The sequence below is a fragment of the Streptomyces sp. NPDC031111 genome (assembly GCF_055570675.1).
The window spans coordinates 37,619-51,429 of the sequence record NZ_JBVIGS010000025.1 but is presented as its reverse complement, the minus strand read 5'-3'; the positions used below and the strand labels follow the sequence as shown (position 1 = coordinate 51,429).

The following is a 13,811-nucleotide window of genomic DNA, read 5'->3' as shown; positions in this document are numbered from 1 at the left end:
CCTTGGAAAGGGTGCTGAGTCTTCGATGGAACCGAGCGCTCGTCTCGTACGGCTTTCCCCCACCCGTCTGGCCGATGTGCGCCGGCGGACCGGCGACTACTCCGACAGGACCATCACCGAAGCGTGCGCGATCGGACTCGCCTACTGGGCGACGGGCCGGGGCCCCGACGGCATCGACCTCACCCCTGCCACCCTGTTCGCCGACGTTCTCGGCTGGGTCGACAACGGCGGTGCCCCGCCCGACGGTTGGGAGACCGGCCCCGACGGCCGGAGCATCACCGTCCCGGACGGTGTCGCGCCGGCCGACGCGCAGCTCGCACTGGACGACCTGGCCGACTTCCCGGACCGGCCTCTCGGCACCATCGCCCCGTCCGGGGTGGCGGCGCGGCTCGACCTCCTGGCCCGGTGGAACGACACCCGCGCCGACCGGGTCCGGCCGACCGTCGTGGAGATGTTCCGGGAGCAGGCGCGGACCAGGCCGGACGCCGTGGCGATCGTCGACGAGCACCGCACACTGACCTATCGTCAAGCGGCCGAGCTGTCGGCCCAGTTGGCTCACCATCTCATCGAACGGGGACTCACCTCCGAACAGGTCGTCGGCATCTCGCTGGGCCGCTCGGCCGACATGGTGATCGGGCTGCTCGCCGTGCTCCAGGCGGGGTGCGCCTTCGTGCCGCTCGATCCACAGTGGCCCGCCGCGCGCCGGGCCGTCGTCATCGAGGACGCCCGCGTCGTGGCGCAGCTCAACGACTCGGGCGAGCACGACCCGGCCGAACCGGAAGCTGTGGCCGTGGACCTCGGCGACTGGCGGTACGGCTCCCACCCCACCGAGGGGACCGGGATCACCGTCCCCGGCAACGCCCTGGCCTATGTGATCTTCACATCCGGTTCGACCGGGCGGCCCAAGGGCGCGATGATCCGGCACGAGGCGATCAGCGAACGCCTCCTGTGGCAGGTCGACGAGATCCTGGGCTTCGGCCACGACGACGCGTCGCTGTTCAAGGCGCCCCTGTCCTTCGACATCTCCATCAACGAGATATTCCTGCCGCTGGTGTCGGGCGCCCGGCTGGTGGTGCTGCGGCCCGGCGGCGAACGGGACCCGCACCACCTGCTGAGCGTGATCGCCGAGCAGCGCGTCACCTTCACGTACCTGGTGTCCTCCATGCTGGACGTGCTGCTGGAGATCGCGGGCGACTCGGGGCGGCTGGCCTGCCTGCGGCACGTGTGGTGCGGTGGCGAGGTGCTGACCCCGGAGCTGTACGAGCGGTTCCGCACCAAGCTGGACATCCCCATGTACCACGGCTACGGCCCGGCCGAGACCACGATCGGCGTCTCGCACGTCATCTACCGGGGCGCGGCGGAGCGCCTGTCGACGTCGATCGGCAGGGCCAACCCCAACACGCAGCTGTACGTGCTGGACGACGAACTGCGCCCGGTCCCGGTCGGCGTCGGCGGGGAACTCTATGTGGGCGGGTTCCTCCTGGGGCGCGGATACGTGGGCGCGCCCGGACTGACGGCGTCACGGTTCGTGGCCAACCCCTTCGCGGGCGACGGGTCACGGCTGTACCGCACGGGTGACCTCGCGCGCTTCGCCCCGGACGGGTCGCTGGACTTCCTGGGCCGCGCCGACAACCAGATCAAGATCCGCGGAATGCGGCTGGAGATCGAGGACGTCGAGGTCGGTCTCGCGGAGCACCCCGGCGTACGGCACACCTGTGTCGTCGCGAGGAAGAACACGGCGGGCGGCACCTACCTGGTGGGCTACGTCATCCCGGCCACCGGCCACGAGGACCTCCGGGCGGACGAGGTCAAGGCGTGGGCCGCCGGGCACATGGTGGAGTACATGGTGCCCGCCCACATCGTCGTGATGAAGGAGTTCCCGCTCACCGCCAACGGCAAGCTGGACCGGAACGCACTGCCCGAGCCCACGGTCGCGACGGGCCCGCTCGCACGGCCCACCACCGACAACGAGCGCGCGGTCTGCGCCGCGGTCGCCGCGGTGCTGCGGCTCGAAGAGGTCGGTGTCGACCAGGACTTCTTCCAGCTCGGCGGGGACAGCATCCTCGCCATCTCGCTCCTCGCCGCCCTGCGCGACGCGGGACTGCACGTCACGGCACGGCAGATCTTCACCCACGGCACCGTGGGGGCGCTGGCCGCCGTGGCGAGCCGCGAGGACGTCTCCGTCGTGGACCACCGCGACATCCCGACCGGGTCCGTCGTGGGATCGCCCATCGTGCAGTGGCTCGGGGAGACCACGGACGCGATCGACGGTTTCGTCCAGTCCGTCGTGCTCAACACCCCGGCGGACCTCACCGCCGACGCCCTCGACGCGATCCTCACCGCCGTCGTCCGGCACCACCCCATGCTGCGGGCCAGGCTGGTGCGCGGAGACCGCTGGAGCTTCGACATCCCGGAGGCGGACCTGGCCGTCGCCGCGTGGCAGGAGAGCGACCGTCCACTCGACGAGTGCGTCGCGCTCGCCACCGAGGGTCTCGACCCGGACGGCGGAGTGATGCTGCGTGCCGTGTGGCGCCGCGCCGCACGACAGCTCGTCCTGGTCGCCCATCACGTGGTGATCGACGGTGTGTCCTGGCGGATCCTGATGGACGACCTGTCCACCGCCCACAGGCGGTTCGCCTCGGGCGCGCCCGTCGAACTGCCCCCGGTGGGCACGTCGTTCCGGCGCTGGACCCAGCTGCTGGAGCGTGCCGCGTTCGACGCCGACAGCTCACCCTACTGGCGTCCCCTGCCCGCGGAGGACCAGCCGCTGGGCAGGCGGGCGCTGTCCCCGGCCGACACCGTCGCGACGGAACGCCTGCGGACCGTCTCGGTCGGCCCCGAGGTCACGGCCGAACTGCTGGGCGCCACGCCCGCGAAGTTCCACGCGGGCGTCAACGACGTACTGCTCACCGGTCTCGCCGTCGCCCTCGCCCGGTGGCGCCGCGACCTCGGCCAGGACCAGACGTTCGCACACATCGAACTCGAGGGCCACGGCCGCGAAGGACGGTTCGTCGCCGACACCGCCGGCTTCGAGCCCGACCTGTCCCGGACCGTGGGCTGGTTCACCACCCTGGCCCCGGTGGTCGTCGACCCCGGCGCGGCGGCCGACTTCACCGCCCCCGAGTACCTGACCGCGGCGCTCAAGGCGGTGAAGGAGGACCTCGCCCGGCTCCCGGACAACGGCGTCTCGTACGGCGCCCTGCGCCACCTGACCCGCACCGAGTTCGACACGCCCGCACCGCAGGTGCTGTTCAACTACCTCGGCCGGTTCGACGCGGGCTCCTCCGAGGACTGGCAACTGGCCCGCACCACGGGACAGCTGGGCGAACGGCGCGACCCGCGGATGCGCCTGCCGCGTCCACTGGAGTTCAACGCGATCGCCGAACCCGCCCCGGCCGGCGCCTACGAACTCGTCACCACGATCTCCTGGCCCGAGGCCATGTTCACCGACGAGGACATCGCCACCCTCGCCGAGTACTTCCGGGCGGCCCTGGCCGGACTCGCCGCCCTCGACCGGGGCGGCCACTCTCCGAGCGACTTCGCCCAAGTGCCGCTCACCCAGGACGACGTGGACGCCCTGGACGGCCCGGCGCTGCGGGACATCCTGCCGCTGACCCCGTTGCAGGAGGGCCTGTACTTCCACTCGGTCTTCGACGACGACTCGCCGGGAGCCTACGTCGAGCAGCAACTCCTCACGCTGGACGGCGAGGTGGACCACGGCCGGCTCGCGGCGGCGGCCACCCGGTTGCTCACCCTCTACCCGAATCTGGCGGCCCGCTTCGTCGCCCTCGCCGACGGCCGTGTCGTCTCCGTCCTGGAGAGCGGGGTGGAGGCACCCTTCACCACGCTGGACCGCCCCGGCATCACCGACGAGGAGATACGCGAGTACGCCGCCCGGGACCGCCGCGCCGGGTTCGACCTGGCCACCGGGCCGCTGATGCGGTACACGCTCGTCCGCGGGGGCCCCGGCCGTAACGTCCTGGTGCAGACGGTGCACCACATCGTCGCCGACGGCTGGTCGGTGCCGCCGATGCTCCGCGCGCTGCTGGCCGAGTACCACGCGCCGGGGTCCAGGTACCCGCTCGGCGGATTCGCCGACCACGCGCGACGGCTCGCCGGGCGCGACGACGAGGAGAGCGACCGCGTGTGGCGCGACGAGCTCGCCGGGCTGCCGGGCCCGTCGCTGATCGCCGAGGGGCACACCCCGTCCGACCGGTTCGCCGACACCGCCCTGGTGCCGGAGGCGGACATCGACGCGGCGGCCCGATCGGCCGGGGTGCCGCTGAGCGTCGCGGTGCACAGCGCCTGGGCCGTGACACTGGGCGGCATCCTGCACACCGGGGACGTGGTGTTCGGTTCCACGGTGTCCGGGCGGGACGCGGACGTGCCCGGCATCGAGGACATGGTCGGGCTCTTCATCAACACCATCCCCGTACGCGGCCGTTGGTCCGTGACCACCACCGCGCGCGACCTGCTCACCTCGATGCGGGAGCACCAGAGCGCGGTGCTGCCGCACCAGCACGTGTCGCTGTCGCGGATCGGCCGCCTGGCCGGCGCCGGCTCCCTGTTCGACACCCTGGTGGTGTTCGACGTGGCGGCCGACGTGGACGCCCTGCGCCGGCCCGGCGACACGCTGTCCATCGGCGCCATCCTCAACGAGGGCGCCCCGCACTACCCGTTGACCCTGGTCGTGGAGCGCACGCCCGGCGGCCGTCCGCGCTTCAACCTGATCCACGACCGTGACGTGCTGGGCGAACCGCGCGCAGAGGCGATCCTGCGGGCGTTCACCGGGACGCTGACCGGCCTGCTCACCCGGCCGGAAGCCACGGTCGAGGACCTCGCCCCGCAGGGCTCCCGGCCGCCCGCGCGGATCACCCCCACCACGCTGGCCGGACTGCTCGACGCCGCCGCGCGTCACGACCCGGCCGCCACCGCCGTCACCCAGTGCCGACTCGACGGCGGCACCCGGTCCCTGACGTACGGCGAACTGGCCGAAGCGAAGGACGAGTTGGCCGCCGCCCTGCGTACGGCTGGGGTCGGGCCGGGCAAGCGGGTCGCCGTCGCCGTCCCGCGCTCGGTCGAGCAGGTCGTCGCCCTGGTCGCCGTCGTCAGCGCGGGCGGCGCGTACGTTCCGCTGGACCCGGCGTACCCGGACGAGCGGCTGGAGTACATCCTCGCCGACGCCGTCCCACAGGCCGTCCTCGTGGACCGTGAACAGCGGGACCGCTTCACGCGGCTGCTGGCCGCGTCAGGCGTCCCGGCCCGTGTCCTCGTCCAAGGGGAGGAGATCCGGCCGGACGGCGAGCCGTCGCCGGCGGAGGCCGGCCCGCGGACGAGCTGGCACGACCCCGCGTACGTGATCTACACGTCCGGATCGACGGGCCGCCCCAAGGGCGTCGTCGTCCCGCACTCCAGCGTGGTCACCCTGCTCGCCAACACCCGGCCCGACCTGCGCTTCGGCCCGGACGACGTCTGGGTGCAGTTCCACTCCTTCTCCTTCGACTTCGCGGTCTGGGAGCTCTGGGGCGCGCTGGCGCACGGTGGTGAGCTCCTGGTCCCGGAGTACGGGCTGACCCGTTCCCCGGTCGACTTCCACCGCCTGGTCCGCGAGCGCGGAGTGACCGTGCTCAACCAGACCCCGTCGGCGTTCTACCAGTTCATCGAGGCGGACCGGCACGCCGGTGAGCCCCTGCCCGCACTGCGCCGGATCATCTTCGGCGGCGAGGCGCTCGATCCCCGGCGGCTGCGCGGCTGGATCGAGCGGCACGGCACGGCCTCGCCCGAGCTGGTCAACATGTACGGCATCACCGAGACCACCGTCCACGTCACCCACCGGGTGCTGACCGGCGAGGACTTCCGCACCGACCGCGACACCAGTCCGATCGGCGGCCCGATTCCCGGCCTGGTCACCCATCTGCTCGACGACCGGCTCCAGCCGGTGCCGCCGGGCCGGGTGGGCGCCATCTACGTCGCCGGTGACCAGGTGTCCCTCGGCTACCTGGGCAGGCCTGGGCTCACGGCGGGCCGGTTCGTGGCGAACCCGTTCGCGGACGACGGTTCCCGCATGTACCACACGGGCGACCTCGCCCGCCGCACCCTCGACGGCGAGCTGGAGTTCGTCGGACGCGCCGACGACCAGGTTCAACTCAAGGGCTTCCGTGTCGAGTTGGGCGAAGTGGAGGCCGCGATAAGGGAGCTCGACGGGGTGGTCGACGCGGCGGTCACCGTGGCGGACGGCGGCGACCACCTGGTCGCGCATGTCGTGGGCCCGACGCCCGGCGACCTCACCGAACGGCTCTCCGCCAAGCTGCCCCCGCACATGGTGCCGGGCAGGGTGCTCCCGGTCGACGCGCTGCCCTTGACGGTCAACGGCAAACTGGACCGCAAGGCCCTCGCCGAACGCGCCGCCGTGGCCGACTCCCCGGACACCGGCGACTCCGCGCTCGAAGCACTGGTCGACATCTTCGACGGGACCCTGCCCGTCGCCGCGGTGGACGCCGACACCGACTTCTTCGGCGCGGGAGGCGACAGCATCGTCGCCATCACCGTGGTCAACCGCGCCAGGGCACGCGGCCTGACGATCGCACCCCGGGACCTGTTCCTGCTCCGGACCCCCCGCGCGCTCGCCGAGCACCTGCGGACCACCGCACCGCGGGCCACGGCGACACCCGCGCCCGCCCGCCGCGCCGACGGCCCGATCACTCCGACGCCGATCATCCTGCGCCAACGCGAACTGGGCGGACCGCTCACGGGCTTCGCCCAGGCCAGGACGCTGGCAGCCCCCGAGGGCGCCGGGTTCGCCGACGCCGAGCGCGCGGCGAACGCCGTGGTGGCCGCGCACCCCGCCCTCCGGCTGCGGCTGCGCGTCGAGCACGGTGTGTGGACCCTGAGCACCGAGCCGGCCCGCGAGGTCACCGTCGTACGGACGGACGACCCCGACGCGACCACGGCGGCCGACGCCGCCGCCGGACGGCTCGACCCCGAGTCCGGGAACGTCGTCGCGTTCACCTGGCTGGAGGCCTCCACGACCCTGGTGGTCACCGTCCACCACCTCGCCGTGGACTCGGTGTCCTGGCTGATCCTGCTGGACGACCTGACCACCGCCCTGCGCGGGGAGCCCCTGCCCCCGCCCACCACGTCCTACGCCGAGTACGCCGAGGCGCTGACCCTCCACTCCGCCGAGGCGGTCGACGGCCTCGGCCACTGGCTCACCACGCTCCGCGCCCCCGCCCTGCTGCCCGCCGTCGAGCGGCAGCGCGAGACCTCGGCCGTCCTCCCACCCGACGTGACCGACCGCGTGACCCGCACCGCGCCCGCCGCACTCGGCATCGGACTCACCGAATTGCTGTGCGGCGCCCTGCGCACCGCGCTCACCCGTATCCAGCGGACGCCCGGCGATCTCGCGATCGAACTGGAACTGCACGGCCGGGTCCCGCTCCTCCCGCACCACGACTACACCCGCACGGTCGGCTGGTTCACCGCCATCGCGCCCGTGCGCCTCACGGCACACACCGACCCGGTCGCGGCGGCCCGCGAGGTCGCCGAGCGCCGACCGGACGAGAGCGCGCACATCGACTACGGTCGACTCCGCCATCTCAACCCGCAGACCGCGCCGCTGCTGAACACCCGCCCACAGGTGCTGTTCAACTACCTCGGCCGGGGCAGCGAGTCCCAGGCGCTGCGCATCACCGGCGGCGATCGGAACAGCCCGTACGCCGTCGAGGTCAACGCGTGGCTCGACGACTCCACCGGCAGCCTCCACGCCGCCTTCACCCTCGCCGAGGGCATCCCCGACACGATCACCGAGCACTGGCTGACCGCGCTGGAAGCCGTCGCGGACACCGCCGCGACGGCCGAGCGCACCGCACCGGTGACCCCCCTCCAGCGGGGCCTGTTCTTCCAGGCCCAGCTGGCGGGCACGGCCGGACACTACGTCGCGCAGAGCTGGTTCACCTTCGACCGGCGCCTGGACACCGGCGCGCTGTCCGAGGCCATGGCGTACGTGATGGCGCGGCACCCGGTCGTGGGCGCCGGCTTCGCCACCGACGACGACGGCAACCCGGTCCAGGTCCTCAAGGCGGGCCGACGCGTCGACGTCCGCACGGTCGACCTGGCCACGGACGCGGACGTCGAGGCCCTGCGCGCCCGGGACCGCGACACCGGATTCGACCCGGCGGACCCTCCGCTGATCCGGCTGACCGTGGTGCGTCTGCCCGACGACCGCGACGGCCTGCTGCTCAGCTACCACCTGCTGCTGTGGGACGGCTGGTCCCGCGAGATCGTCCTGCGCGACCTGTTCGACGCCTACCGGGCCGTCCTCGCGGGCGAACCGCTCGACCCGGCCCCGGCCACGCCGAGCTTCGAGGACCACGCCCGCGCGCTCGCGGCCAGGGACACCGCCGGAGCGGAACGCTTCTGGGCGGAGCACCTGGCCGGCCTCCCCGGCCCGACGCTGCTCGCCGGACCGGCACCGTCCCTGTCGGACGACCTGCCCCGCGCGCTCGTGCACACCCTGTCCGCCGAACAGTCCGATCTGCTCCGGGACGCGGCAAAGGCGCACGGCGTCACGCTGAACTCGGTGCTGACCGGGGCGTTCGGCCTCATGCTGGGCGCCCGCACCGGCCGCGGCGACGCCGTGTTCGGCGTGACCGTCTCCGGCCGGGAGGGCGAGGGGCTCTCCGACATCGTGGGCGTGCTGCTCAACACCGTGCCCCTGTGGACGCGGCCCCGGCCGGACCACACGGTCGGGGAGTACCTGTCCGCCGTGCAGGCGGCCCGTGTCGCGGCGATGGAGCACGAGCACCTCGGACTCGGGGAGATCCAGCGGGCCGGCGGTCACGACATCCTGTTCGACAACCTGTTCGTCCTCCAGAACTTCCTGGATCTGGACGCGTTCGACGAGATGTACGCCCGGCACGGCATCACCTCGGTCAAGGCCGACGACTCCACGCACTACCCGTTCACCTGGGTCGTCACGCCCGGAGACCGGCTCACGGTCAAACTGGAGTACCGCGACGACGACACCGGGCACGCCCGCCGTCTCCTCGACGACTACCTGCGCGTACTCGAAGACCTGACCCGCTCCACCGGACCGGTGGGCGCGCTGCCCGGCCCGGGCCCGGAACCCGAGCCCGCCGAACGCACCGACGTCGGCACGGACACCGTCGTCGACCGCTTCGACCGGGCGGCCGACCGCGCCCCGGCACGCGTCGCGCTCGTCGCCGACGGCGCCACGCTGACCTTCGCCCAACTGCGGGACCGCAGCCGCGCGGTGGCGGGCGTGCTCGCCGCGCGCGGCATCGGACCCGAGACGACGGTGGGCCTTGCGATACCGCGCTCGCTCGACTCGATCGTGGCGCTCTTCGCCGTGCTGCGCGTCGGTGCCGCGTACGTGCCGCTGGAGCTGGACCACCCGGACGAGCGCATCGGCGCCATCGTCGACGACGCCCGCCCGGCCGTCGTCCTCACCGTCAGCACCGTGTCGCCCCGGCTGGCCGGGCTGACCGCCGACCTGATCGAGCTGGACCGGCCACTGCCCGCCGCCGAGCCGTTCGTGACGTTCGCGCCCGACGACCCCAACCGCCTGCGGCACCCCGCGTACACGATCTACACCTCCGGATCGACCGGGAAGCCCAAGGGTGTCGTGACCGAGTACGCCGGGCTCACCAACATGCTGATCAACCACCAGCGCCGGATCTTCGAACCCGTGCTGGCGGAGCACGGCCACCGGGTCTTCCGGATCGCGCACACCGTGTCGTTCGCGTTCGACATGTCGTGGGAGGAACTGCTCTGGCTCGCCGACGGGCACGAAGTGCACATCTGCGACGAGGAGTTGCGCCGTGACGCGCCCCGGCTGGTCGCCTACTGCCTGGAACACGGGATCGACGTCGTCAACGTGACCCCCACCTACGCGCAGCAACTCGTGGCGGAAGGTCTCCTCGACGACCCGGAACGGCGGCCGGCCCTGGTGCTGCTGGGCGGCGAGGCCGTCACCCCCACGCTGTGGCGGCGGCTGGCCGAGACCGAGGGGACGGTCGGCTACAACCTGTACGGACCCACCGAGTACACCATCAACACCCTCGGCGTCGGCACCTTCGAATGCCAGGACCCGGTGGTGGGCGTGGCGATCGACAACACCGATGTGTACGTGCTGGACCCGTGGCTGCGGCCCCTGCCGGACGGAGTCCCCGGCGAACTGTACGTCTCGGGCATCGGCATCGCGCGCGGCTACCTCGGGCAGCCCGCCCAGACCGCGCACCGGTTCGTCGCCTGCCCGTTCGGCGAACCCGGCGAGCGCATGTACCGCACCGGGGACCTGGTGGTCCGGCGGCCCGACGGCAACCTGGCGTACCTGGGCCGCACCGACCAGCAGGTCAAGATCCGGGGGCACCGGGTCGAACTGGGCGAGGTGGAGGCCGTGTTCGCGGCACACCCGGCGGTGCGGTTCGCCGCCGCGGTCGCCCAGCCCGACCCGGGGGTCGACGGGGCGTACCGGCTGGCCGCGTACCTGGTCCTGGAGGGCGCCGAACTGGCGGCGGTCGCCGCCGAAGTCGGCGCCGGACTCCCGGACTTCATGCGCCCCACCCACTACGCCCGGGTCGACGGCATCCCGCTGACGGTCAACGGCAAGGCCGACACGAAGGCGTTGCCGGAGGCCAGGCCCCTCGGCGCGCTGACCACGGCGGGGGAGCGGGGGCCCGAGACGGAGACCGAGACCGTGGTGTGCGAGTTCTTCGCCGAGGCACTGGACCTGGACGACGACGAGGTGAGCGCCGTGAGCGACTTCGTGTCCCTCGGCGGACACTCCATGCTGGCGGTGCGGCTGAACGGGCTGCTCCGCCGAGAGTACGGCCCTGTGATCACGATCCGCGACCTGTTCACCCTGCGCACCCCGGAAGCGATTGCCCGCCACATCGATGACAACTCCTGACACGCGACGACCCCGCACCGGGTCCGACATCCTGCGCACCGCACTGCGCCGCAACATCGGTGCCATGGCCGGGGGCACCGTCCTCATGGGCATGTACCAGGCCGGTGAGACGGCCTTCCCGATCGCCCTCGGCCTGATCGTCGAACACACGCTGCGGGACCGGAGTCCCGCGGCGCTGGGCCTGTCCATCGCCGCCCTGGCGGTGATCATCACGACCGTGTCGCTGTCCTGGCGGTTCGGGATGCGCATCCTCCAGAAGGCCAACACGACGGAGGCGCACCGCTGGCGGGTGCGGGTCGCGGCCTGCGGGCTCCAGCCGGTGGCCAGGGACGCCGGCCTCAAGTCCGGCGAGGTGCTGACCATCGCCACCGAGGACGCCGACCAGACCGCCGACATCATCGAGGTGGTGCCGCTGCTGGTCAGTTCGCTGGTCGCGGTGGTGGTGGCGGCCGTGGCGCTGGGCCTGGCCGACCTCAGGCTCGGCCTGCTGGTGATCGTGGGAACGGTCGCGATCCTGTCGGTCCTGAGCGTGCTGTCCCGGCGGATCGGCACCAGTACCCAGGAACAGCAGGCCCGGGTGGCGCGGGCGGGCGCGAAGGTCGCCGACCTGATCACCGGCCTGCGCCCGCTGCACGGATTCGGCGGCAACCACGCGGCGTTCCGGTCCTATCGGAAGGTCAGCACCGAGGCGAGGCTCCAGGCCGTCACCGTCGCCAAGGTGAACGGCGCGTACGCGGGCACCGCGCTCGCACTCAACGCGGTCCTGGCCGGCGCGGTGACGCTGATGGCGGGCTGGCTGGCGTTCAACGGCCGCATCAGCATCGGAGAGCTCGTCATGGCCGTGGGCCTGGCGCAGTTCATCATGGAACCGCTCAAGCTGTTCTCGGAGATGCCCAAGTACGTGATGATCGCGCGCGCGTCGGCCGAGCGGATGGCGCTCGTGCTCACCGCGCCACCGGTGACGACGCCAGGGCAGGAGCGCCCCGCGGCGGGCGGGGACCTGGAGGTCGACGGCGTCCGGCACGGGTCCCTGCGCAAGCTGAGGTTCCGGGTGCCGGCCGGCGAGTTCGTGGCGATCGCCGCCTACCAGCCGCGTGCGGCCGCCGACCTCGCGTCGATCCTCGCCGTGAACGTCCCACCCGACGCGTACGAGGGTGTGGTCCGGGTCGGCGGCAAGGACCTCGAGGACCTGTCGGTCGAGGCGGTCCGTGAGCTCATGCTGGTGAACCCGTACGACGGCGAGATCTTCGCGGGCACCCTCCGCACGAACATCGACCCCTCGGGTACCAGCCGGACGGTCGCCGAGGCCGTCGAGGCGTCCATGCTGACCGATGTCGTCGCCCTCCACCGCGAAGGACTCGACTACGGCGTCCGCGACCGCGGCGCGAACCTCTCCGGGGGGCAGCGCCAGCGGCTGTCCCTGGCCCGGGCGCTCGCCGCGGACACCGACGTCCTCGTGCTCCACGACCCGACGACGGCCGTCGACGCGGTCACCGAGCAGCTCATCGCGCGCAAGGTCGCCGAACTGCGCCGGGGCCGCACCACCGTCGTGCTCACCAGCAGCCCGGCCCTCCTGGACGTCGCCGACCGGGTGCTCGTCCTGGACGACGGCGTCATCACGGCCGAGGACACCCATCGCAACCTCCTCGCCGCCGACGAGGACTACTGCCTGGCGGTGGCCCGGTGACCGGGTCGGCGGTCCGGCCGGAAGCGGTCTGGGCGAGTGCCCAGGCGACATCCCGGAGCAGGGCGCCCCGCCAGCCCGCCCGGTCGTGGCCCGACGCGGAGCGTGACACGCGCACGGTCGCGCCGGCCTGTTCGGCGAGGGTCTCGGTCAGCTCGCAGTGGGGCAGCATCCGGCTCTCGTGTTCCCCCACGTCGAACGCGACCCGCAGACCGGCCAGGCCGGGGCGTTCCCGCAGCCGCGCGGCGATGGTGCCGCCGCACGGGCCGGCCAACGGGTCCGCCCGGTCCGGGGCGTCGGGCGTCCACCAGAACGCCCCCGACTGGCAGGCGACGCGCGACACCAGCTCCGGGAACTCCAGGGCCGCGTACAGGGCGCTCAGCCCCCCGAGGCTCTGTCCGGCCACCACCAGCCGGTCCCGGTCGGCGGGCACGCCGGACTCCGCCACCAGCGGCAGCAGTTCGTCCCGGACCGCCTCCCACAGCTCGGGCCGGCACGCGAACTCGGTCTGCCTGTCCTTGGCGGGCAGGAAGACCAGGGTGACCGGGGGCATCTCACCACGGGCGACGGCCGAGTCGAACGCGGTCATGGCCGGGTGCAGATACAGCCAGTCGTCCCCGTCCAGCAGCAGCACCACCGGCCCACCGCCGCCGGCCGGGTGGACGCGCACGGTGCGCCGCCCGCCGAGCCGTCCGCCGGCCCAGCGGATCCGGGTGCGCGGGAGGGGCAGCACGTCGTCGGCGCCGACGGCCGGCCAGTGCGGCTGGGCCGGGGCGTCCGGTGTCGCCGCGATGGACCGGTCGCCGCCCGCACCGACCGGGTTGAACGGGTCGGCGCACGCCACGTCGCCCACCAGGAACTGGTAGGTCACCCGCAGCCGCGCGGGCATGGGCACCTCGGCGTACCAGCAGTCGGTGTCACCCCACCGGCGCAGGGGTACCGGCTCCGACCAGCTCTCGAAGCCGATGCTCGCCGCGGACCCGCGCCACAGGAACAGGGTCGTCCAGCCGCCGTCGGCGGCAGGTATCGAGACGGGCGCCCTCGCTCCCGCCCAGAACGCGTCGGTGCCGGGTGCGCCGGGCAGTCCGAACGCGACGAAGGCGCCCTCCCCGTCGGCCGTGAGGCCCCGCATGAACGTCTCCTTGTGAGGGGGAACGAGAGAAGCTACGCTCAATCAATTAGGCGAGCCTAACCTAA

General features: G+C 72.9%; 3 protein-coding genes. 2 read left to right on the top strand and 1 reads right to left on the bottom strand.

The window, feature by feature from the left end; translation table 11 throughout:
- The first annotated feature begins 25 nt into the window (after positions 1-25).
- Entirely contained in the window at positions 26-10,930 is a 10,905-nt protein-coding gene (locus tag ACZ470_RS35410; protein ID WP_468434022.1) for a non-ribosomal peptide synthetase, read from the top strand.
- A complete protein-coding gene (locus tag ACZ470_RS35405; protein ID WP_468434020.1) occupies positions 10,917-12,617 on the top strand; it encodes an ABC transporter ATP-binding protein in 1,701 nt (566 codons plus the stop codon). The genes ACZ470_RS35410 and ACZ470_RS35405 overlap by 14 nt, the downstream gene beginning before the upstream one ends.
- Here ACZ470_RS35405 and ACZ470_RS35400 read toward each other — a convergent pair.
- The gene (locus ACZ470_RS35400) at positions 12,547-13,746 is read right to left on the bottom strand and encodes an alpha/beta hydrolase-fold protein (protein WP_468434018.1); all 1,200 of its coding nucleotides are present in this window, start codon (positions 13,744-13,746) and stop codon (positions 12,547-12,549) included. The genes ACZ470_RS35405 and ACZ470_RS35400 overlap by 71 nt on opposite strands.
- Between the last annotated feature and the right edge of the window lie 65 nt (positions 13,747-13,811).